The sequence below is a fragment of the Tenacibaculum litopenaei genome (assembly GCF_964514025.1).
In the GTDB taxonomy this organism is placed as follows: Bacteria; Bacteroidota; Bacteroidia; order Flavobacteriales; family Flavobacteriaceae; genus Polaribacter; species Polaribacter litopenaei.
The window spans coordinates 1248255-1269726 of the sequence record NZ_CAZEQT010000006.1; the positions used below are offsets into that span (position 1 = coordinate 1248255).

The 21472-nt window shown below is 38.1% G+C and carries 24 protein-coding genes; 19 read left to right on the top strand and 5 right to left on the bottom strand.

Annotated features, from left to right (window positions below):
* Positions 1 to 51: 51 nt before the first annotated feature.
* The gene (locus ACKTS5_RS14340) at positions 52 to 771 is read right to left on the bottom strand and encodes a bacteriorhodopsin-like (protein ID WP_408044567.1); all 720 of its coding nucleotides are present in this window, start codon (positions 769 to 771) and stop codon (positions 52 to 54) included.
* Between the two features lie 82 nt (positions 772 to 853).
* Here ACKTS5_RS14340 and ACKTS5_RS14345 point away from each other — a divergent pair, with 82 nt between their 5' ends.
* The 8 genes from ACKTS5_RS14345 to ACKTS5_RS14380 all read left to right on the top strand — a co-directional run bounded on the left by ACKTS5_RS14345 (position 854) and on the right by ACKTS5_RS14380 (position 7129).
* Positions 854 to 1786 carry a Brp/Blh family beta-carotene 15,15'-dioxygenase gene (locus ACKTS5_RS14345; RefSeq protein ID WP_408044568.1) on the top strand — a complete coding sequence of 311 codons (933 nt, stop codon included), beginning with the start codon at positions 854 to 856 and terminating at the stop codon, positions 1784 to 1786.
* 149 nt (positions 1787 to 1935) lie between these two features.
* Positions 1936 to 2331 (top strand): lipocalin-like domain-containing protein, encoded by a 396-nt coding sequence (locus tag ACKTS5_RS14350; RefSeq protein ID WP_408044569.1) that lies wholly within the window; start codon positions 1936 to 1938, stop codon positions 2329 to 2331.
* Between the two features lie 98 nt (positions 2332 to 2429).
* Entirely contained in the window at positions 2430 to 2588 is a 159-nt protein-coding gene (locus ACKTS5_RS14355; RefSeq protein WP_408044570.1) for a hypothetical protein, read from the top strand.
* A 260-nt stretch (positions 2589 to 2848) separates the two neighbouring features.
* On the top strand, positions 2849 to 3088 hold the full coding sequence (locus tag ACKTS5_RS14360; protein WP_408044571.1) for a hypothetical protein: 240 nt from the start codon (positions 2849 to 2851) through the stop codon (positions 3086 to 3088).
* A gap of 92 nt (positions 3089 to 3180) precedes the next feature.
* Positions 3181 to 3327 (top strand): hypothetical protein, encoded by a 147-nt coding sequence (locus tag ACKTS5_RS14365; RefSeq protein ID WP_408044572.1) that lies wholly within the window; start codon positions 3181 to 3183, stop codon positions 3325 to 3327.
* A 281-nt stretch (positions 3328 to 3608) separates the two neighbouring features.
* On the top strand, positions 3609 to 3776 hold the full coding sequence (locus ACKTS5_RS14370) for a hypothetical protein (protein ID WP_408044573.1): 168 nt from the start codon (positions 3609 to 3611) through the stop codon (positions 3774 to 3776).
* Between the two features lie 469 nt (positions 3777 to 4245).
* Positions 4246 to 4395, top strand: a complete 150-nt coding sequence (locus ACKTS5_RS14375; protein WP_408044574.1) for a hypothetical protein — start codon at positions 4246 to 4248, stop codon at positions 4393 to 4395.
* Positions 4396 to 5740: 1345 nt separating this feature from the next.
* Positions 5741 to 7129 carry a TlpA family protein disulfide reductase gene (locus ACKTS5_RS14380; RefSeq protein WP_408044575.1) on the top strand — a complete coding sequence of 463 codons (1389 nt, stop codon included), beginning with the start codon at positions 5741 to 5743 and terminating at the stop codon, positions 7127 to 7129.
* Between the two features lie 87 nt (positions 7130 to 7216).
* Here ACKTS5_RS14380 and ACKTS5_RS14385 read toward each other — a convergent pair whose 3' ends face one another.
* Both ACKTS5_RS14385 and ACKTS5_RS14390 read right to left on the bottom strand, forming a co-directional pair.
* Positions 7217 to 8014 (bottom strand): TIGR00266 family protein, encoded by a 798-nt coding sequence (locus tag ACKTS5_RS14385; RefSeq protein ID WP_408044576.1) that lies wholly within the window; start codon positions 8012 to 8014, stop codon positions 7217 to 7219.
* A gap of 43 nt (positions 8015 to 8057) precedes the next feature.
* Positions 8058 to 8513 (bottom strand): DUF4442 domain-containing protein, encoded by a 456-nt coding sequence (locus tag ACKTS5_RS14390; protein ID WP_408044577.1) that lies wholly within the window; start codon positions 8511 to 8513, stop codon positions 8058 to 8060.
* Positions 8514 to 8669: 156 nt separating this feature from the next.
* Between ACKTS5_RS14390 and ACKTS5_RS14395 the strand changes: the two genes are divergently transcribed.
* The 11 genes from ACKTS5_RS14395 to ACKTS5_RS14445 all read left to right on the top strand — a co-directional run bounded on the left by ACKTS5_RS14395 (position 8670) and on the right by ACKTS5_RS14445 (position 20222).
* The gene (locus tag ACKTS5_RS14395; protein ID WP_408044578.1) at positions 8670 to 9098 is read left to right on the top strand and encodes a DUF4870 domain-containing protein; all 429 of its coding nucleotides are present in this window, start codon (positions 8670 to 8672) and stop codon (positions 9096 to 9098) included.
* Positions 9099 to 9116: 18 nt separating this feature from the next.
* A complete protein-coding gene (locus ACKTS5_RS14400; RefSeq protein ID WP_408044579.1) occupies positions 9117 to 9461 on the top strand; it encodes a PadR family transcriptional regulator in 345 nt (114 codons plus the stop codon).
* Positions 9454 to 11445, top strand: a complete 1992-nt coding sequence (locus ACKTS5_RS14405; RefSeq protein ID WP_408044580.1) for a PspC domain-containing protein — start codon at positions 9454 to 9456, stop codon at positions 11443 to 11445. The genes ACKTS5_RS14400 and ACKTS5_RS14405 overlap by 8 nt, the downstream gene beginning before the upstream one ends.
* A 17-nt stretch (positions 11446 to 11462) precedes the next feature.
* Positions 11463 to 11993 carry a nuclear transport factor 2 family protein gene (locus ACKTS5_RS14410; RefSeq protein WP_408044581.1) on the top strand — a complete coding sequence of 177 codons (531 nt, stop codon included), beginning with the start codon at positions 11463 to 11465 and terminating at the stop codon, positions 11991 to 11993.
* 180 nt (positions 11994 to 12173) lie between these two features.
* On the top strand, positions 12174 to 13820 hold the full coding sequence (locus ACKTS5_RS14415; protein ID WP_408044582.1) for an ArnT family glycosyltransferase: 1647 nt from the start codon (positions 12174 to 12176) through the stop codon (positions 13818 to 13820).
* 10 nt (positions 13821 to 13830) lie between these two features.
* Positions 13831 to 14499: a M15 family metallopeptidase gene (locus ACKTS5_RS14420; protein ID WP_408044583.1), complete on the top strand. Its 669-nt coding sequence runs from the start codon at positions 13831 to 13833 to the stop codon at positions 14497 to 14499.
* 69 nt (positions 14500 to 14568) lie between these two features.
* Positions 14569 to 15243, top strand: coding sequence for a hypothetical protein (locus ACKTS5_RS14425; protein WP_408044584.1), 675 nt, complete (start codon positions 14569 to 14571; stop codon positions 15241 to 15243).
* A gap of 144 nt (positions 15244 to 15387) precedes the next feature.
* Entirely contained in the window at positions 15388 to 16377 is a 990-nt protein-coding gene (gene pdhA / locus ACKTS5_RS14430; protein WP_408044585.1) for a pyruvate dehydrogenase (acetyl-transferring) E1 component subunit alpha, read from the top strand.
* A gap of 23 nt (positions 16378 to 16400) precedes the next feature.
* Positions 16401 to 18041: a 2-oxo acid dehydrogenase subunit E2 gene (locus ACKTS5_RS14435; protein WP_408044586.1), complete on the top strand. Its 1641-nt coding sequence runs from the start codon at positions 16401 to 16403 to the stop codon at positions 18039 to 18041.
* A 116-nt stretch (positions 18042 to 18157) separates the two neighbouring features.
* Entirely contained in the window at positions 18158 to 19351 is a 1194-nt protein-coding gene (locus ACKTS5_RS14440) for an Ig-like domain-containing protein (RefSeq protein ID WP_408044587.1), read from the top strand.
* 10 nt (positions 19352 to 19361) lie between these two features.
* Positions 19362 to 20222, top strand: coding sequence for a hypothetical protein (locus tag ACKTS5_RS14445; RefSeq protein ID WP_408044588.1), 861 nt, complete (start codon positions 19362 to 19364; stop codon positions 20220 to 20222).
* Here the strand turns inward: ACKTS5_RS14445 and ACKTS5_RS14450 are convergent.
* The gene (locus ACKTS5_RS14450) at positions 20214 to 20774 is read right to left on the bottom strand and encodes a DinB family protein (RefSeq protein WP_408044589.1); all 561 of its coding nucleotides are present in this window, start codon (positions 20772 to 20774) and stop codon (positions 20214 to 20216) included. The two genes, ACKTS5_RS14445 and ACKTS5_RS14450, sit on opposite strands and share 9 nt — an antisense overlap.
* A gap of 49 nt (positions 20775 to 20823) precedes the next feature.
* Positions 20824 to 21366, bottom strand: a complete 543-nt coding sequence (locus ACKTS5_RS14455) for a Crp/Fnr family transcriptional regulator (protein WP_408044590.1) — start codon at positions 21364 to 21366, stop codon at positions 20824 to 20826.
* Positions 21367 to 21472: the final 106 nt, after the last annotated feature.

The following is a 21472-nucleotide window of genomic DNA, read 5'->3' on the forward strand; positions in this document are numbered from 1 at the left end:
CTCGCCGAAGCGAGATCTTTACACGAAGGATATGTTATACCTATACCTTCTTTATTCCGAAGCGGAAACAGCCAAATTAAAAACGACCAATCCGAAGCCGATCTTATTAATGGCATCTCCTATATTATAAATGACATCCATTGGTAGGCCTCCAAAAATGCCTTCGTACCACCCCGGTGTTCCGGCCATATACCCTAGCGGATAAATAGCCCAACCTACCAAAACAAACCAGCAAAGCATTTTGTGAGCTGACAAAACAGCGCCTCCTGCTCTCAACGCGAGTTTTTTGGCTTCTCCAAACCAGATTTCGTATACGATTGCGAAATAAGCCACTCCTGAAATTAAGCCCCATAGCCACGCCTGTTCTCTAAACACGGCCTCTCCGAAATATCCTGTAATTAGCATGATTACCGATAGTATGATCAATTTCCACATAAGTGATTTCTTGGCTCCTGCCACTTTGAGAATAAGATAAAACTCTACACACATTAAAGGTACCGTTAAAATCCAATCTACATATCTAAAAAAAGTAGGTGAACTCCCATGGCTATACCAATAATCTCTCATATACCAGTAGTGAACCGCCGCAATAAAAGTAATTAATCCAGATACCAAAATAGACGTTTTCCATTTTCTATCGTAACTGCTCATAATTAAAAAGAAAAATACAGAAGCGGCCATCATAGCCATACATCCTACGAAAAAGGTGAATCCTACATAATCATCAGTAGGAATTGGGGGGATTTTAGTTGTTGTTGTTAAAAATTCCATGATAAATATATTTTTTGTTTAAGTAAATTTACAAAATATTAAACGAAAATAACTACCTTTATATCAGTTATTTAAATTAAAAATGAAACAATCTAAACCACTCATACTTGAAAAACCAGGTTTTAACATCGTTATTACCCTTTTCACCTTATGGTTTTCATTTTTCATCGATAGTCTTCTAGAAAATTTTATTGCTTATTTTTTAATTCTAACCTTTGGAATCATCCATGGAGCAAATGATTTATCATTGATTGATGCGGTTAATAAACGTAACTCAAACACTCCCATACCCTTTTACTCTAAACTCCGCAACTACCTTTTATTGGTACTCGCAGCTCTTCTTTTCTTTTTCTTTTTTCCTATCCCAGCATTGGTTATTTTTATCCTAATCAGTGCCTATCACTTCGGAGAAGAGCACTTCTCCCCCAAAAGAACCAACTTGATTTTTTTTTCTAAACACGGTCTTTTTTTGAATTATGGCTTACTCATCTTTTTTTTACTCTTTTCTTGTAACCTAGAAGAAACAAATACCATTATTTATGAAATCACCAAAACGACGATCAACCCTTTGTATTATTACCTTGGTCTTTTCATTTCAAGTATGGTGATACTGCTATACTTTTGCTTTTTTATGTATCGAAAGAAAATGACAATGTACGAAGGAGCGAAGCAGGTATTTTTCCTCTTGGTATTTTCAATCCTTTTTAAAACTTCCAGTTTGGTTTGGTCATTTACTGTATACTTTGTTTTCTGGCACAGTATTCCCTCCTTGCTTAAACAGGTTACGTACCTCTACGGATCTACCAGTACGCCAAACCTTTTTCGCTTTTTTAGAGCGAGCCTTGGGTATTGGCTGGCTGCATTAGTAGGACTAACCTTGCTATTTTTCTATTTAAAAGACAGCACCCTGCTGCTCGTTATTCTCTTCGCTGCCCTCGCCAGTATAACGCTCCCTCATGTTTGGGTACTCAACAAAATGATGAGTAGCAACCAGGATTATTCAAAACAAAATTAGCAGCTGGGTTCGGTCCCCTACTATTTCAATAATAACACAGCAAATTACATTTCACTTAGATCATATTTTGACAGGTTCGCTTTAGAAATTTTCATGCTGCGGTGATTTTATTTATTTTGCAACTGTCTATCGAAAAATTAAAAAATACTATGAACAAAACTACACTAGGCCTACTTTCCTTATGCTTCTTGTACTTCAGTTGTATCACCGTTAATTGTTGCGGACCTGATGAACCCTACGAACCCCTGCTAGGTACCTGGTATCGAGAATCTAAAAATGGAGTACAATATGATGACTGCCTTAAAAAAGATGAACTTGTGTTTACAAAAGACGGTCGGATACGTTTTACCCTGCACGAAAAAACCCCGAATGGCTGTATTCAAAAAGAGATAAAAAATGGTAAGTGGCGTAAAAAAGCAACCAATACCTATGGATTAACCTACGGCTCACAACCTGAAAAAATTGAAAAAATTTCTTTTGATGACGGATTCATTCTCATTTTTGATGCCACCCGAGAAGTTTTTCTACAAAAAAACACGTATTAAGCGATTCAATTTTAAGGTTTTTCCTTACTTTTTTTATTGTTTTTATCGAATTCAAAAAAGCATAAGTCACTAACTTTAGGCGACTTAAAATTTATATCATGATAGAGAACATTTCAAACTTAGGGACTACCTTGAACAAAGCTGATCAACAAACTATCAACGGAGGGGAGCACCCTTGTGGTGTATTTATTCGAATTTGTCAACGCGGATTCGAATTAAACGAATTTTGTGTTTGTGTACCTGAAAGAGGTAACTAAACCAACCTATAGGCAGTCCAATTGGGATTGCCTTTTTTTTGCAATAACAGTCAACTATACTTCACAACTACGCTAATACAATTCGTCTAACTCCAACATACACTGGTGATCTACACTTTTATTAGGTAGGACCTAAACAACATCTTACCCTCTCTTTCTAATTTACATTCACAGCTTGCAACTGCAAGTCTATAAAACGTTGGTATTCTTCAACTTTTTGTAACAAAAACACCTCTTTAACGTCCCATATAAAAAAGACCATGAAAACCACAAAAACTTCAAAACGCATACGTACCTATGACTCCACTGGAAATATAGGGTTTCACGAATGGCTCGGCGCCATCTTTTTTATGTTAATCCACGGTAAAAAACACGACTTTCAACAATACCTACTGCCTAAACATGAAAAAAAGAACATTGTAGCAGGATATCTAATAAAACTACTGTTCTTCGTACTATTTGGAATCGTAGTATGGATTGTCATGAGCTATTTTCCATAAAAAAGTATGGTTTTACCTTACTATAAATACCAATTACTTTTAAATTTCTTAAAATCCTTTCGCTAGTTTTAGCTCACTTAAAATCACACATTATGACTAATAAACTAAAAGATTTAGGACAACCATTATCAAAAGAACAATTACAATCAATTGGAGGAAGTGACAATTCGGGATGTTTTATCACTTTTCAATGCTACACCGCAGTACAATATGCCTTCTGGGGAGAGTGTTGTGAGTAACTACTAGCGAACTTCGGTTCGCTTTTTTTATGCCCCCCTTCCTACTTTCTTCCTATTAGCTGACATTTGCTCTTCGTAAGTCCAAAACATCCCCGTTCCAATAAAAGAAATTTTAATACCGTTTACCTATAAGTACCGACCACTTATCGATATTAAGCCGAGTACTCTTCTTTCTCAACGTATTTTTACCACAGCGAAAAAAAAGTATCACGAAAACAGTTTTACTCAACAATATCGATAACCTTAAGAATCTAATTTTAGTAAAAGACAAATACGACACCTTGTTTTTCACCGAAGAGAAAGACTACCTTAGAACCTTAGACTCGAATAATATTGAATTATACGAAGCTCATTCCATGATTTTGAATGGAACCTTATACATTAGAGCAACGAATCCGACAAAAAAAATAATGGATCTCAAAGCTGCTTACCAGCGCGTTTCGGAATAACTTCTGCAGCTATGCAGTATTACTGTTACTTTTCACTCGCTATTTTCAACAACAAATTTCCCTTACTTTACAACTTCGTAATCTTACCTTCCTAAAAGCTAAACATTTATTCAAACTAGTTTAACAACTTAACCACACCCATCAGCTAATTTTCAAACGTAGTAGGTTACAGGTGCTTAGGCAGCTGTACGATTTAATCGGGAAGGCTATATCAAGGGAACTGCTCTTTTACAAGAGCAGTTTTCGCGTTCCTAAAAGTAGGGTAAACAAGAAAACTCTTGTTATATAAACGAATGCAAATTCACCCCACTTAATTTTTTTGTTACCCAATTGCTCCAATTTTGGAGCAATTCTTTTTTCAAAAACCCACAGATTCGTTGACTTTGTCGATTTAAAGGTTCACACCAACTATTTTTAGTTCCGAAAACAACCTATTCCAGCTATCTTAAAGAAACAAAATCAAAAAATTATGGTAACACGTATCACACTCGTCAAATTCATCAAAAGTTATGGCAATCAATATGTCATTCAATTTCCTAACCTTAAAGAACCTCTTACTATTGATCGCTATTTTTATGAAAAAATGGTGAGGAATCCTGAAAAGTTCAAATTCGTTTAATAAGCATTCATCAGTAATTCTGCTTGCTTTACTGCATATAACAGCTGATTAGAATCATGGTTAACAGGTAGCGCTATAGGTAAAAACCATGAGTGCAACTCTAGGGTTTCCCCTTATTGTACAGCTCTTTCAATTAAGGTAGATTGCAATGTGTTTGAAATGCATATTTCGGACAGCTTAATATTTCAAGGGGAAAATTCCTACTCATTTAAGGGTAGGAATTTTTAAGAAAATTACCGACTATATCAATTTGAAAACTAACCAACCTTCATTTTTTCTAACCCCTATACTTTGTTTATCAGCTCCTTCGGGAGCTTTTTTTATTTTTTTTGTGACTTCTTCATTTTTTTGTTGTCTAAAAGAATGTAGTATAGTTTAGTAGTAGTAGATTTGATTGTAACTGATTAAATCAAACCCAAAAAGGTTCTCCTAGGAGAACCTTTTTGGGTTCTGTTATAAGCTGTTAACTCGAGGCATTAATTCAACACTAATCCCCCCAATTTTCCTTTGCAACCAAGTAGCAAAAAACATCAGTAACTAAAGCGCTTTCGCCCTCCTCATGGTTACTAAGGAGGGGGTATCAGCAATAGTCTCTAGGCTCCAACTAGTGAAATTCGGTATTGGTCAATCCAATCTTTTTAATGATTTTTGCAGCACTATTAAGCTTTAAAATTTGTAAGAAGGGTTTTTAAGTGAATAGTCTAGGGAGCCGAAGCGGCTCCCTTTTTCTTTTCAAAACACTAATAAACAAACACTTAAATATCGTTTCATTTTTAATTCCCCTCTTTTTTTTGTACTTTTAGAGCAGTTACTTAATTATTTCCCCTTGTAATATAAGTCGACGGCTCCTCTGTACATTGTGCAGAGGTTTTTTAATTTACAGCGCACACAACTCCCTACAAACAAAGGAGATAAACACAATAATTCTCTCCTACAATTACAAATACGACAAAAAAAATCAAAAAAAAGTTAAAAAACAGTAACACCAACGTGTTTTTGGTATAATTATTGTATTAACATAGCTTTAACAATTAACGTTTAAACTATGAGGAACAATCTACTACTATGTGAAACTTATTTGAGGGGATAATTGTTATTGAAAAAGAAAGAAAACGCTAAAACTGAGATCAATCTCAGTTTTTTTTATTTCCATTAGTTTCTACTAATAAGAATAGATGCATGAGTTAATGTACAACATACCACCCGATTACTTACAAATAATTAATTTATTTCTAACCACTTAAATACGAAAATAAATTCAAATAATTGGTTTATTTCTTTGAAAAAAAAACTAAATAGAGTACTTTCGGGCTTTTAAACACTACATTTACCTAAATATACAAGAATGAAAAAATTAGTACTTTTAGCCCTCATAGGAGGTATTATGCTTTCATGCGACGATAAGAAAGAGCCTGTTAAGGATTACATGGTATTGTCGGGAGCTATAGACAATTTTAAGAAAAGAGACGTAAAGCTTACAGGATTTAACTTTGAAAAGAAAATAAAGTTTGACCGAAAGCAAAAGAACTTTGTAGATACCTTGAGAATTACAGAACCAGGATACTACACGCTTGCCATTAATAAAAGAAAATTCAACCTATACCTTACCCAAACGGATGATTTAAAAGTATTGTTGGATTATAAGAATCCTGAAGCAGTATTGTTTGAAGGAATCAATGCAGCTATCCCAAAATACTTTTTAGCGAAAACAAAAATTTTCTCTGAGCAGATTATTAACTTAAGAGAATTGTTATCATTAGAAGAGACTGCTTTTTTAGAAAAACTTGAAGCGTATAAAAGTGCGTTAACCAACTTGGCAACAACCAGTGGATTACCAGAAGAGTTTTTGAAAAAAGAATTAAAAAATATCGAGTACGAATATTTACGTGATTTATACTACTACCCTGAGTATTATCCTTCTTTAAGTGGCGATAGCGAGTATACACCATCAGAAAACTTCCCTAAAGTGATGGAGCAACTCAATTTTGACAACGGAAACGATTATAAGAACTCAGAACACTACCGTACGATCTTAAAAGAAGAGATTACGAAAAGAGCCAATGCAAAAGCAACCGATGATAGCGACTTACCTACTGTTTTCTTAGAAACAATTCAAACAGAAATCACAGATTCTATCGCGAAAAACGACTTGTTGTTCCAAAAGGCAGAAGACGGAATTACTTATACCGATAATTTAGCGGATTATTATAAGAAGTTTATGGCCTACTCTAACAACAAAGCACATAAACAACGTATCACTGACTTGTTTAACTCGTTAAAATTAACAGCAAAAGGGAATCCTTGTCCTACTTTTGAAAACTACGAAAATTACAACGGTGGTAAAACTTCGTTAAGTGATTTGTTAGGCCACGGTAAATACTTATACATTGATGTATGGGCTACCTGGTGTGGATATTGTAAACGTGAAACTCCTTTGTTAAAGCGATTAGAATTACAATACCACGATAAGAACATCGAGTTCGTAAGCATCAGTGTTGATAACATGAGAGATCATAAAAAATGGCAAGAAACCATCGCCCAAAAAGAAATGGGAGGAGTTCAGTTATTTGCCGATAAATCATTCGCCTCTGACTTTATTAAGAAATTTGCGATTAAAGGATTGCCGCGTTTTATCATGGTAGATCCAGAAGGAAATATCGTTAGCCCTAATGCTCCAAGACCATCTGATGGAGAAAAGCTAATGAACATGTTTGAAGAGTTGGGTATCCAATAAACAAACACAAACCGTATATTACAAAAAAAACCACCAATACTGGTGGTTTTTTTATTTCGTAGCTGTAGCTTGTTAGCAAGCTATAAGCTAAAAACTATTATCTCCATCGAGTAGATTTCCTAATCCACCAAGCACACTACCTTCTCCTCTCTCTCCTCCATTCTGAGGTGCCATAGCCAACACTCTTCCTGCTAATCTACTAAAAGGTAACGATTGTATATATACCGTACCAGGACCTCGTAGGGTAGCAAAAAATAGACCTTCACCACCAAAAATCGTATTTTTAATACCTCCGACAAACTCGATATCGTAATCGACATCCTGAGTAAACCCAACGATACATCCCGTATCGACCTTGAGTACTTCGCCGGGCTGTAGTACTTTTTTAGCCATCGTTCCTCCTGCGTGAATAAATCCTAGTCCATCACCTTCCATTTTCTGCATGATAAACCCTTCACCTCCAAACAGACCTCTACCGAGCTTTTTAGAAAACTCAATCCCAATACTCACTCCTTTTGCTGCACATAAAAAAGCGTCTTTCTGACAAATAAACTTACCGCCAAACTCCGTTAAATCAATGGGGATAATTTTTCCCGGGTACGGTGAGGCAAACGATACCTGCTTTTTACCGTATTCGATATTGGTAAACACAGTCATAAACAAGCTCTCTCCTGTCAAAATACGCTTCCCAGCAGAAAACAATTTTCCTAAAAATCCTTTTTCCTGATTTGACCCATCTCCAAAAATGGTATTCATCTGGATTCCTGAATCCATCATCATAAAACTTCCGCTCTCTGCTACCACTCCCTCTTGCGGATCCAATTCTATTTCTACGTATTGCATTTCTTCTCCAAAAATGCGATAATCTATTTCGTGTGCGTTCATAAATTATAGTTTTACTTTATTAGACAGTCATTCGTAAAAATTGTTACGCCTTTACCTTCAAACTCCATTCAAAGCTAAAACTAGAGACCACAATTCCTTCGCTATTTACTCCGCGGGCTCGCACCACTACAACCTGCCCTTCACCAGTTTCAATAGCCTTAGTCAAGGCCTTCCTGATCAGCGCACCATCTTCGCAGTGAAACAAAATTTTTCCGGTAGCCTTTTTAGTAAATTCAGCATCCATATTGGTTACTAGCATCGACACCTTTCGCTCACTTTCGGCAATTTCACGCATCACCAATACTCCAGTTGCAAGCTCAGCCGCCATCCCCTGCACTGCCCAAAACATCGATTTGAAGGGGTTTTGATTGACCCAACGATGACGAACGCTTACGGTAGCCTTATCAGTTTCTAAACTCGCAACTCGTACCCCTGTAAAAAAAGCAGCGGGTAACTTAAACAATAGAAAAGCATTGATTTTCCTAAGTGTATACTTCATAAAATTTTGTGTTTCCAAGCAATGTACAACTTTTTACCAAGATAGCCACAAGGAAACCTATTTGTTAAAAAATGTTAAAATTCAGTACTATGTATTGCATAATACCTTTTAAAAGATATATATTTGCAATGTAAAGTATTATATAAACCAAAAATCATGCAAAACAACAAGGAAAACACCAATGCATTTCTGATACATATATCAGCATTCGCGGGCTATTTCTTTCCTTTTGGAAGTATTGTAGTACCCGCTATTTTATGGCAAACCCTCAAAGAAAAAAGCACATTTTTGGATCAGCACGGAAAAGAAGCGGTAAACTTTAATATTAGTTTTGGCCTGTACTTATTTATAGTAAGTGCTTCCTTCTGCTCCATATTCTTCGGAAACATTTTTGATGTTTTTAACGGAATAAATGTTGATTTCGGAGATCACTGGAGCTTAGGAGGCCTATTGGGTTCGTTTGGACTCATCTCCTTCGTAGGTATCGTCACGGTAATGAAAATCGCCTTGATTATCATAGCAGCAATGAAAGCCAACAACGGAGAACCCTATCGATATCCGTTCACAATAAAATTTATTAAATAATCATGTAAACCACAGTAGATGAAGATAGAAAACACAAAAGCTCAAATGCGAAAAGGAGTTCTCGAATACTGCATACTCTCGATTTTAAAACAACGAGATGCTTATACTTCCGAGATTCTCACCACACTCAAGGGAGCCGAGATGATTGTGGTTGAAGGAACCATATATCCATTACTAACTCGGTTGAAAAACGCGGGGTTATTATCCTATAGATGGGAAGAATCAACCTCCGGACCACCAAGAAAATACTACGTCTTAACAGAAAATGGCGGGCTATTTTTAAAAGAATTAGACAAGACCTGGGACAACCTGGTCAGTGCAGTAAACCAAGTAACAAGTACAAAATCAACTGAAAATGAATAAAACGATCAACATAAACTTAGGTGGATTCTTTTTCCATATTGATGAAGCCGCCTACCAAAAATTATCGAGATACCTCGACGCCATAGGAAGGTCATTAAGCGACGACCCACAAGGAAAAGATGAAATTATCGCCGATATTGAGGCACGTATTAGTGAGTTACTCTCAGAGCGTATCACCGATGCCCGTCAAGTAGTGAATGAAGGAGATATCGATGAAATTATCACCATCATGGGGCAACCTGAAGATTATGCTGAAGCTGAAGATGGGTATTCAGAAAACACTGCGTATAAACGCAAGTCAAAATCGTCGAGTAAGAAATTATTTCGCGATGGAGACGACAAATTTTTAGGAGGAGTTTGTTCCGGTTTAGGTCATTATTTAGGCATTGACACCATATGGATTCGTTTGGCATTTTTATTATTGTTAGCTAGTGGGTTCTCACCGCTAATCTATATCATCCTTTGGATTTTACTACCAGAGGCTCAAACTACCGCAGAGAAATTACAAATGGAAGGTGAAGCGGTAAACATCGATAATATAGAAAAAAAAATTAGAGATGAGTTTAATAACATTTCCACCAAAATAAAGGATGGAGCCAGCCATATTTCTGAGAAAATCAGTAAGGCTGATTATGACAAATATCGGTCCGAAAGCAAAACAGGATTCCAAGACTTCATAGATACTATGGGTAAAATTTTACTCGCCGTATTTAAAGTATTCGGTAAATTTTTGGGTGCCCTCCTAGTGTTTGTATCCGGAATTACCTTGGTGAGTTTACTCCTCGGAATTTTCTCTATAGGAAGTTTCGAAATACTAAACATCGACAATGACCTTACAGAGGTACTCCCCATATTTTACGATTCTGTACTGCCGAGTTGGCTGTTGACTACCTTCTTGTTTTTGTTTTTTGGTGTACCGTTTTTAGTACTTTTGGTATTGGGCCTACGCATCCTTTCTCCAAACCTAAAAAAGTTAAATGGAACTACAGTCATCATCTTGCTAGCACTTTGGTTGGTTTCCTTATTAGGACTCGGATTCACAGCTATTGAGTACGGAACCTCACGTGCCTATGACGGAACAAAAATAGAAAAGCAAACGCTGCAAATTAACCCGAAAGAACCGTTAAAAATACGCGTCGTAAACGATGACAACTTACAGTATAAAGCGTACTTAAGCAGCAGTAACAATGCTAATATTATCGCCGTGGACGACGTGAATAAAAAGTATTCAAATCACGTAAAAATAAGTGTTAAGCGCAGCGAAACTGCTACGGCATACCTGGAAGTCAAAAAAACCTCTGAAGGTCGTAAACGCAGTACAGCAAATACCAATGCGGAGCAATTAGAGTACAAATTTAAAACTGCCAACAACCAAATAGTTTTTGATGCCTTCTTTTTAAGTGAAATCAAAAACCTATTAAAAGACGAGGAGGTAAAACTAACCTTATACCTTCCGGAAGGAACCAAAGTGTATTTTGAAGAATCTGCAAAAAACTTTTTGTACTACATCAAAAACACGGATGATTTATACGATGAAGATTTGGTTAACCACGAACTCATTATGACGGCAGAAGGATTAGACTGCCTCGATTGTGAAACACCTAAAAAATCTGATATCGATTCAACGGAAACAGCTCCCGAAAATACTGACTGGGATCAGGACAGTAAAGAAGATATCAGCTTTTTGTTCGACAGTACTATTAATGACGGAAAAGCCGAATTGATCATCACTTCTGAAACCACCAAAAGCGAATTACAGAAATTGGTTCGCTGGTTTAAAAAACGCAGAAACATCGACATCGATTTTGACGGTTCAGAATTTGATGCCAAAGGAAAAATTATAAAGTACGCTTTACATGTGGATTGCAATGACGGATTCCACGGTCGTACCAAGCAACAAAAGCTTGTTATTGCCAACGGTAAACACGGTTTTGTACGTCATTACGACAAGGACAACACCACCGTGAACTTTAGTATTTGGTAACCCAATAAACACCGATTATGAACGCTATTTTTGATTTCTTTTTTAAGGGTAATTTCTTTATGAAAATCCTAATGCTCTTGTGGTTGTTTCTTTGCTCACTATTTGGCTTTAGCCAAGTTTCAAAGCAGTCAACACTCTACAAAACCTTAGCTCAAAAAGACAGCTTACTATTCGAGCGTTGCTTTAATAGGTGTGAATTGGATACGTTGTCGGAGATCATTAGTGAGGATTTTGAATTCTATCACGATCAATCGGGATTTTCTGATAAATCGACATTTTTAGCGTCGATAAAGAAGGCTATTTGCAGTAGTCCAGCAGCTAAACCGCTGCGTTCGCTGGTTCCCAACACATTGCAAGTATACCCACTCTACAAGCAAGGAGTTCTGTACGGTGCAATTCAACAAGGGCATCACGAGTTTTCCATCGCTACACAAAAGCATAATACAGCCACTAGTCGTGCGCAATTCACCCACCTGTGGCTGCTTGAAAATACTACATGGAAATTGAAACGCGTGTTGAGTTTCAATCACATTCCATTACAACATTAGTTCATGGGTTAGCTAACACCTGATGATACTAATACTTGGTTTTATTAGTTGAAGCCAAAGCTGAAAAGCTTTGGCTTTCTTTTTGCTACATCAGCTCAATTACTTAGATTAATTTTACGTTTAGGATTATGCTTCTCAATGAATAAGTTTTACTTTAGTTCCCTGTAAACGAAAAATTATATGCAAACCAAACAGCTCACTGCTGCCGTCTTTTCCGTACTCATTGTTATCAGTTTAATAGGAATGATACTGGACGTCATGGCTCCTGATGGTGCTTTGTACGCTTCTATTTCCAAAACGATGTACCTCAACAACGACTTCATCAATTTGTATTCATTAGGCGAAGATTGGCTCGACAAACCTCATCTCCCCTTTTGGCTAACAGCACTCTCATTTAAGATTTTCGGAGTTAATAGCTTTGCCTATAAACTCCCTGGAGTACTGGTATTTGCTACAGGAGTGTATTATACTTATTTGTTTGCTAAAAAATACTACAGTCGTCAAACGGGAATATATGCCGCCATTATTCTCGCAACTGCCTTACACAGTGTATTGTCTAATTTTGACGTGCGCGCGGAACCTTTTTTAACGGGGTTTATCATTGCTGCTGTATATCATTTCAGCTTTGTTGTTGATCGTTTCGACACCAAACACCTACTTATCGGAAGTATCTTTGCAGCCTGTGCTATGATGACTAAAGGCGTATTCACCCTAGTACCGATAGTTGCTGCGCTCGGAGGGCAGCTTCTACTGCAAAAAAAATGGAAATCGTTGTTCTCCTTTAAATGGCTCCTGGCGTTGGTCTTAATTGCCTTGTTTACCCTTCCCGAAATTTATACGCTATACCAACAGTTTGACCTCCATCCTGAAAAGACAGTTTTTGGAAAACAAGGAGTATCTGGAGTTCGTTTTTTCTTTTGGGACAGTCAATTTGGTCGTTTTTTCAATACCGGTCCCATCGTAAATCACAACGGAAGTGTGTTTTTCTTCCTTCATACCCTACTCTGGGCATTTCTCCCTTGGGCACTGCTATTCTACCTCGCGAGTGTTTTAAAAATAAAGGCCTTTTTTAAAAATCCTGGATTCAATAGAGAATACTATTCTTTCTTTGCGGCATTTACGGCTATTTTGATGTTTTCACTGAGTAAATTCCAACTCGCGCATTATACCAACATCATTTTTCCTTTTATGGCTATTATTACTGCCGACTTCATTGGTAAGCTGCAAGAAAAATCAATAGCCCTCACGCGTACAACAACCTATATACTGAATGGATTAAGTGGTCTTATTTTAGTGGCCATCCCTCTAGTGTACTATTTACTAGCTCCAGAATTCAATTGGATTTTTGTGCTGGGAAGCATCCTTTGTATAGCACTCGTAGTACTGATCAACAAACATTTTAAACAGCAAACCATTACCAAAGTGTTTTACAGAACCACAGTGGTATACTTATTGGTATACTTATTTATGATGACACAGTTTTATCCGACCTTACTGGCATATCAAGCAGGAGTTAAAGCTGCGGAGTGGTCTAACGAAAACCTACAACGCATACACACCGTCAAAGAACAGCACGCAGATTTTGGTTTTGAGTTCTACCTCAACACGCCACATACACGGGTTCCTTATAGTGAAGTAAGCAGGTATTCAGGACAGCACTTTTTTGTAAGTCAAGAGCAACTTTCACAACTAACAAGCACAGCCTTAACTTACAAGATTTTAGCTTCCTTTGATCATTTTCGCATTACGAAGCTCAATCTTAAATTCGCCAATGCCAAAACTAGAGCGCAAGCGGTACAAAAATCATACGTTATACAATTAGACTAAGCAAGACACTATGAAACATTACTTATTTATCATCCTGACCATTCTGTTAGCTCCATCGAGCTTCGCACAGCTTCCAAAAGGATTCTCTTACGTACATGATATTGCTCCGAGCATTCAAAAAGAGCTCCGTTATTTCACGAGCAATAATTTTGTGGGGAAACGGGTGGATGGATACTTAGCAGATACCCTAATCACATCAACTGCAACGGCTAAAGCGCTTAAAAAAGTCCAAGCAGAATTGCTTACAAAAGGCTATTCTCTAAAAATATACGATGCGTACCGACCTCAAACTGCAGTCAATCATTTTGTACGTTGGGCTCGCGTTATTAACGACACCCTAACCAAACGCCAATTTTACCCTAAGGTAAATAAACGACTCCTGTTTAAACTGGGCTATATTGCTTCGAAATCAGGACATTCACGCGGTAGTTCAGTCGATTTAACTTTGGTGAATTTAAAAACCAATACCGACGTCGATATGGGAAGTCCTTATGATTTTTTTGGTAAAATTTCTCATACCAACTACACAAAGCTCACCAAAAAGCAGCTGGCCAATCGCTATTTACTCCGAAAGGTAATGCTCAAATACGGGTTTCGACCTTATAAAAATGAATGGTGGCACTTTACACTGCGTAATGAACCTTTCCGTACTACCTATTTTGATTTTCCAATAAAATAGTAATTTTTAACGCTTTATTTAGACTAAGCCCAGGAAATCAACAGTATATTTGCAACTATGACTATGCGTATGAACAAATTATTTGCCCAATTGCTATGCAGCGGATTGTTATTTTTTTCCGTGAACGGACATGCTCAGTTAGACGGTTCTTTCGGTGGAAATGAAAAAGGTAGTACCGCGCTTGGTGATTTCAAAGTTTCTGCTAAGACGACCACAAAACCCACTTCTTTGGATTTTGACTCTGATAGTGGATTTAAAAATGCTCATAAAGAAGAGCAGAAAAAACTCAAAAAAAAGCAATCGGCCGAAGCTTATAAAAACAAGGGAATTTTGACCAAGGCAAAAATGGCAGAAGAACAATACCTCCGTTCTTTCCAAAAAATCAATGGTCAATACGTATATCCCGTCATCGATCAAGATCTCGGTAGTTTTGCTACCAAATCAAAAAGTGTTAAAATTATCTGTCGTGATTTTCAATATCCCGACGGCGATAAAGTACGCATCTTTATCAACAATGTACCTGTAGTGTACAGCCTTACCTTGACCCAGAGCTACCAATCGTTTGAAATTCCCTTAGATGAAGGTGTAAACACCATTGAAATTGTCGCATTAAACCAAGGAACTTCAGGTCCAAATACTGCTGCTTTCAAAATATTTAACGACAGTGGCATGTTGATTTCAGAAAACGAATGGAACCTAGCTACGGGAGCTAAAGCCTCGATAATCATCGCAAAAGAAAAGTAAAATAGAAGTCGATAGGTGGCCTAATACTTCTAGGCAATAACTTTTAACACGAACCTTTTTTTAAATTACAAAAAACAACTACTTTTGTAGCTGCGTTTTAAAGTAGTTAAATTCGCACAAACTATAATAAACAACTAATATATAATGAAAGAAATCACCAAAGAGACCTATATCCAATGGTATAAGGACATGTTATTTTGGAGAAAGTTTGAAGATAAGCTGGCTGCAGTTTATATTCAACAGAAAGTAAGAGGTTTTTTACACTTATATAATGGTCAGGAAGCTGTATTGGCAGGATCATTACATGCAATGGATTTAACCAAGGATAAAATGATCACGGCCTACCGTAACCACGTTCAGCCAATTGGTATGGGAGAAGATCCTAAACGAGTTATGGCAGAACTTTACGGAAAAGCTACTGGTACTTCTCAAGGAATGGGAGGATCAATGCACATTTTCTCTAAGGAGCACCGCTTTTACGGAGGACACGGTATTGTTGGTGGACAAATTCCATTAGGAGCTGGACTTGCTTTCGGTGATAAGTATAAAGGAAACGATGCTGTTACACTTTGTTATTTTGGTGATGGTGCCGCAAGACAAGGATCGTTACACGAAACTTTCAACATGGCTATGAACTGGAAATTGCCCGTAGTTTTCATCGTAGAAAACAACGGTTATGCCATGGGTACTTCAGTAGAAAGAACTGCAAACCACACCGACATCTGGAAATTAGGATTGGGGTATGAAATGCCTTGTGGTCCTGTTGATGGAATGAATCCAATTAAAGTTGCGGAAGCTGTAGACGAGGCTATCCAACGCGCACGTCGTGGAGAAGGTCCTACATTCTTAGAAATGAAGACCTACCGATACAGAGGTCACTCGATGTCTGATGCTCAGCACTACCGTACTAAGGACGAAGTTGAAGAGTACCGTAAAATTGACCCAATCACTCAAGTACGCGATATCATCTTAGAAAAAGAATACGCTACTGAAGATCAAATCGATGCGATCAACAAAGAAGTAAAGGAAATGGTTCGTGAGTGCGAAAAATTCGCTGAAGAGTCTCCGTATCCAGACGTAAGTCTTTTACACGATGTCGTGTACGAACAAGAAGATTATCCTTTTATTAAATAATAATCCAGCAAAATAAAAAACATATGCCTACAAGAATTAATATGCCTCGCTTGAGTGATACCATGGAAGAAGGTGTGGTAGCACAATGGTTAAAAAGTGTTGGAGATAAGGTAGAAGAAGGAGATATCCTTGCTGAAATTGAGACAGATAAGGCCACTATGGAATTCGAATCATTCCATGAAGGTACTTTATTACATATTGGCGTACAAGAAGGTGAAGGAGCACCTGTTGACAGCCTTTTAGCTATCATCGGTGAAGAAGGTGAAGATTTTTCATCTTTACTAAATGACGACACCACTGCGAGTACCGCTACAGAAGAAACTACTGCTGTTGAAGCAGCAGCAACACCTGCACCAGCTGCAACAAGTACTACTATTCCTGAAGGTGTTTACTTGGTAAACATGCCACGCTTAAGCGATACTATGACGGAAGGAACTGTTGCTTCTTGGTTAAAACAAGTAGGTGACCAAGTTGAAGAGGGAGATATTTTAGCCGAAATCGAAACAGACAAGGCTACTATGGAATTCGAATCATTCCATGAAGGAACTCTTTTACATATTGGTACACAAGAAGGTGACAGCGCTCCTGTTGATAGCTTATTAGCCATCATCGGACCTGCAGGAACAGAGGTAGCACCATTGCTAGCAGCCAATGCTGCCGGAACGGTAGCGGAAGCTCCTGCAGAAAAGAAAGAAGCGTCTCCTGCCCCTGTAGCTACAACTACAGTTGCAGAAACCAAGGCTACAGAAACTCCGGTTGCAAACACTGTAAACGGTCGTATTTTAGCCTCTCCTCTAGCAAAGAAAATTGCTAAAGACAAAGGATTTAACTTAGCTGATATCAAAGGATCAGGTGAAAACGGACGTATTATCAAAAAAGACGTTGAGAACTTCACCCCTGTTGCGAAAACAGCAGCACTTGCAGCTAGTAACACAACTACTGCCGCGCCAGCAGCTGTTACAAACTTCGCTATCGCTGGTGAAGAACGTACTGAAGAAGTGAAAAACTCTCAGATGCGTAAAGCCATTGCTAAGTCATTAGGAAACTCTAAATTTAGCGCTCCTCATTTCTACTTAAACATCGAAGTAGATATGGACAATGCTATTGCATCTCGTAAAACGATAAATGCAGTACCAGATACTAAGATATCATTTAACGATATGGTTGTAAAAGCTTGTGCTATGGCCCTTAAAAAGCACCCACAAGTAAATACTTCTTGGTCGGATAATGTAACAAAATACCACCAACACATTCACGTTGGAGTTGCCGTTGCTGTTGATGAAGGATTAGTGGTTCCTGTAGTAAAACACACCGATGCATTGAGCTTAACTCAAATCGGAGGCGCTGTAAGAGACTTAGCTGGTAAAGCCAGATCTAAGAAAATTAAGCCAGACGAAATGCAAGGAAGTACATTTACGGTTTCTAACTTAGGAATGTTCGGTATTGAAAGTTTTACTTCAATCATTAACCAACCAAACTCTGCGATTTTATCTGTAGGAGCCATCGTTGAGAAACCAGTGGTTAAAAACGGACAAATCGTTGTTGGAAACACCATGAAGTTAACGCTTGCTTGTGACCACAGAACCGTTGACGGTGCTGTAGGAGCTCAGTTCTTACAAACGTTAAAAACATTTATTGAGAACCCTGTAACTATGCTTGCCTAAGCTTTTACAGCAAAACTCAAATCACCTATAAAAACTCGAAGTTGATACTTCGAGTTTTTTTTGTTTGTAATGTTCCGTGAAGTCTTCGACTAAAATTTCAGAAAAGAAGATTTTATATGAAACCATTGTTCCTATTTTTTATTGTCACACTCGTATTCACAAGCTGTGTATCCAATGATATTATTGACGATCGCGTTGCGGAAAAGCTTAGTTTTAATAATACGATTAGTGAACTCGCTATTACTAAATCCCACCAATTCACTACCAAATACACCAACAATGTCGGTGAAGTTCGCACCCCAAAAATTGAATGGACCAGTTCTGACGCGAATGTGTTACGCGTTACCAACAGCGGTCTAATTACTGCGCTTAACCTAGGAAATGCGAGTATTACAGCTAGCACCAATGCCGATGGAGTTACGGTAAGTAACACCCAAAACATAACAGTCATCGCCCTAAAAGCAGTCTTACAGCTCAACAACCCTATCGAAAATTTAACTGTGAACAGAACACATCAATATCGCAGTCAGTTCACCAATACACTGGGACAAACACAAAATTTACCCATACGCTGGTCGAGCTCCAACTCCGCTATAGCTACGGTAAATACCGATGGTTTGGTTAGCGCGAAAAGCGAAGGAGCAGTCACCATTACAGCTAGCATAACCAGTAATGGAGAAACCATTAGTACTACCGACAACTTTCGCGTAATTCCTGTTGGAGAAAGCTTGAGTATCAACAATCCTATTGCGGAGCTCACGGCAGGGCAAACACATCAGTACACGACTACCTACAGCAATGCTAACGGGCAAAATCAAAACGTAGCCGTACGTTGGCAATCCTCTGATGCTGCGATAGCAACCATCGATAACACGGGTAAAGTAATGGCTGTAAAAGCTGGGCAAACAACACTCACTGTAAGCTATACGAATGCTTCCGGTCAAACCCTTACAGATACGACTTCACTAACGGTGAAAGCCCCTCAAATACGTCAGAAATCAGGAACGATCAAAACGACCAGTAGTTACGAACTCAAAGGGAGTTTCGTTATCAAAGAAATTCCAGGGACCAACGATTTGGAACTCATTGTAGCCTCAGACTACAAGGCCTCCACAGCCCTACCCGGATTGTATTTATACCTGACAAACAATCCAAACACTATTGCCAACGCTAAAGAAATAAAAAAAGTAGCCGTTTTTAACGGAGCACATCGTTACCTCATTGAAAACACGGGTATCAATGACTATAGCCACTTATTATACTGGTGTAAACCTTTTAGTGTCAAAGTAGGTGAAGGTGAAATTCAATAATCAAGACATTATGATAAAAAAATATTTAATCGTGTTCGCAGTACTACTCTGCGGTGTTCAAGGACAAGCCCAATGGGCCAAAGGCAAAGGAAAAGGCTATTTTAAACTTTCGGCTTGGTACTTACAATCAGACCAACACTTTACCAATACAGGAGCCTTGGACCCCAATGTTACCCGTACTCAATTCAACACCAATCTCTATGCAGAATACGGAATTAGCTCTAAAGTAGATGTAATTGCCTACATTCCATTTTTTGCACGAGTTGCTCAAAACAACCAGGTGTCAGGAACCAATGGCAACACGCTACAAGCCGGTGAAGCGCTCTCGTCATTTGGCGATGTAGATTTGGGAATCCGCTGGGCGTTTTTCAAAAAAGGTAATTGGGCTTGGGATGCCAAATTACTACTCGGACTTCCTACGGGGAATTCACAAGGTGGTAGTGACGGTAGCTATCAAACTGGGGATGGTGAATTTAATCAATACCTAGTTACTTCAGTAGGCTACAGCACGCAGATATACAACCTTCCTGCCTATCTAAAATCGTATATCGGGTTCAACCAAAGAAGTAAAGGATTCTCTGATGAATTTAGAACAGGATTTGAATTTGGCGTTAACGTATTGCCTAAAAAACTTTGGTTGAGTACCCGACTAAACCTACTAAGACCTTTGAAAAACGGAACTCTAAATGCCGCTACGAGTAACGGTAGTATTTTTGCCAATAACGTAGCCTACAGTAGTTACGGATTTGAAGCCGCTTATTTTATCACCGATACTATTGGGGTTTCTGCAGCCTTTGATTCTGCCTTTTCTGGACGAATCATCGCCGCAAATCCATCGTGGTCTGCTGGAATCTTCTACGATTTAAAGTAAGTGCTCGGCCTTTTTAATAGCTTTACGAGCCTGAACCACATGACGTTCATTGTGGTATATGACAAATCGGAAAGTATCTCCTAAACGAAATTTGAGTAAAGGCAGCGTAATCGCTGTCTTTATTTTTGTCAAATTATAGGCCGCCGACTCGCTGAGTAACTCCATTAGCTCCGCTTGTAAGGCAGTAAATTCTTCAAGTACTTCAGCAACCGCTAAATCAGCTAGCACAGGGGTTTTACTCTTAAACGTTTTCATCATTTTCATATCGGCCTTGGGTAACATGTCTTGGGCAAATCGATTTCCCCAGTATCCGGACTTAAATTCGTTACACATTTCCTTTGAGGCCTTGTCCAGTCGACGTTTTATTTCAGCATTGTAAAAACGCGCGTACATGTTAAGGTGTTCAATACATTCAACAGCACTCCATTGATCAGGGTGCTCCTTAGATTGCAATACTGCTTCCGGTATCATTTTCCACTTGGTGATTTCCTCTTGATGTGCCGCTACCAAGCAGTTGAGTTCTGCTAATAAGGCTACTTTCTGATAGATCATATTCGTTTTTTTACAAAGTTCCGAAACACCTCCTGTGTAAAACTTGATTCTAATCAAGATTTTTTAAAATTCTAGATAAGGTTTCTGGAGTCATTCGCGCATAAGAAGCGATGTATTTCAATGGAATCTCCTGAAATACCTGCGGACTTCTCTGTAGTAAACGCTCTACTCTTTTTTGGGGAGCATACGTAATTAAATCGAGTTCCCTCTCCATTTGTTGTACTACAAAACTCTTTAATAACGCTGTCCAGGCCTCTTTTATTAGCGGTGATTCTTCGAGCAATGTTTCATAACGCAATTTACTCATGACTCTGAGCTCCGTTTTCTTTAACGCTTGAATATAGAACATACTGGGCGCTCCAGTAATAAAACTATCCAAAGCTGTTATGATCGAATTCTGATAGCCAAAACGAATAGTGTGCTCTTCCTCTTCACATACAAATACACGTAGGCTACCACTGCGAATCCAATATATTTCAGTAGCGACATCGCCGGCTACACTGAGGTATTCATTTCGCTTATAAGTTAGCTCCTCTTCCCAATGCTCTTCTAGGGCTTCCAAGAATTGTATATACACTTGCTGTTGATTCATACTTTCAAAAATACGATTCCATAATTACAAAAAAAAGGTAGCGATCGCTACCCTTTTTCACCGTTTAACAAACATCCCTTGATAGGTATACACAGAGCCCTGAATT

Coding starts and splice junctions, on each gene's coding strand:
- ACKTS5_RS14405 (WP_408044580.1), top strand. CDS start 9,454: ATGAATAAAACGATCAACATAAACTTAGGTGGATTCTTTTTCCATATT.
- ACKTS5_RS14380 (WP_408044575.1), top strand. CDS start 5,741: ATGAAAAAATTAGTACTTTTAGCCCTCATAGGAGGTATTATGCTTTCA.
- ACKTS5_RS14450 (WP_408044589.1), bottom strand. CDS start 20,774: ATGATCTATCAGAAAGTAGCCTTATTAGCAGAACTCAACTGCTTGGTA.
- ACKTS5_RS14340 (WP_408044567.1), bottom strand. CDS start 771: ATGGAATTTTTAACAACAACAACTAAAATCCCCCCAATTCCTACTGAT.
- ACKTS5_RS14445 (WP_408044588.1), top strand. CDS start 19,362: ATGATAAAAAAATATTTAATCGTGTTCGCAGTACTACTCTGCGGTGTT.
- ACKTS5_RS14400 (WP_408044579.1), top strand. CDS start 9,117: ATGAAGATAGAAAACACAAAAGCTCAAATGCGAAAAGGAGTTCTCGAA.
- ACKTS5_RS14365 (WP_408044572.1), top strand. CDS start 3,181: ATGACTAATAAACTAAAAGATTTAGGACAACCATTATCAAAAGAACAA.
- ACKTS5_RS14455 (WP_408044590.1), bottom strand. CDS start 21,366: ATGAATCAACAGCAAGTGTATATACAATTCTTGGAAGCCCTAGAAGAG.
- ACKTS5_RS14385 (WP_408044576.1), bottom strand. CDS start 8,014: ATGAACGCACACGAAATAGATTATCGCATTTTTGGAGAAGAAATGCAA.
- ACKTS5_RS14375 (WP_408044574.1), top strand. CDS start 4,246: ATGGTAACACGTATCACACTCGTCAAATTCATCAAAAGTTATGGCAAT.
- ACKTS5_RS14355 (WP_408044570.1), top strand. CDS start 2,430: ATGATAGAGAACATTTCAAACTTAGGGACTACCTTGAACAAAGCTGAT.
- ACKTS5_RS14345 (WP_408044568.1), top strand. CDS start 854: ATGAAACAATCTAAACCACTCATACTTGAAAAACCAGGTTTTAACATC.
- ACKTS5_RS14435 (WP_408044586.1), top strand. CDS start 16,401: ATGCCTACAAGAATTAATATGCCTCGCTTGAGTGATACCATGGAAGAA.
- ACKTS5_RS14350 (WP_408044569.1), top strand. CDS start 1,936: ATGAACAAAACTACACTAGGCCTACTTTCCTTATGCTTCTTGTACTTC.
- ACKTS5_RS14420 (WP_408044583.1), top strand. CDS start 13,831: ATGAAACATTACTTATTTATCATCCTGACCATTCTGTTAGCTCCATCG.
- ACKTS5_RS14360 (WP_408044571.1), top strand. CDS start 2,849: ATGAAAACCACAAAAACTTCAAAACGCATACGTACCTATGACTCCACT.
- ACKTS5_RS14410 (WP_408044581.1), top strand. CDS start 11,463: ATGAACGCTATTTTTGATTTCTTTTTTAAGGGTAATTTCTTTATGAAA.
- ACKTS5_RS14415 (WP_408044582.1), top strand. CDS start 12,174: ATGCAAACCAAACAGCTCACTGCTGCCGTCTTTTCCGTACTCATTGTT.
- ACKTS5_RS14425 (WP_408044584.1), top strand. CDS start 14,569: ATGAACAAATTATTTGCCCAATTGCTATGCAGCGGATTGTTATTTTTT.
- pdhA (WP_408044585.1), top strand. CDS start 15,388: ATGAAAGAAATCACCAAAGAGACCTATATCCAATGGTATAAGGACATG.
- ACKTS5_RS14390 (WP_408044577.1), bottom strand. CDS start 8,513: ATGAAGTATACACTTAGGAAAATCAATGCTTTTCTATTGTTTAAGTTA.
- ACKTS5_RS14395 (WP_408044578.1), top strand. CDS start 8,670: ATGCAAAACAACAAGGAAAACACCAATGCATTTCTGATACATATATCA.
- ACKTS5_RS14440 (WP_408044587.1), top strand. CDS start 18,158: ATGAAACCATTGTTCCTATTTTTTATTGTCACACTCGTATTCACAAGC.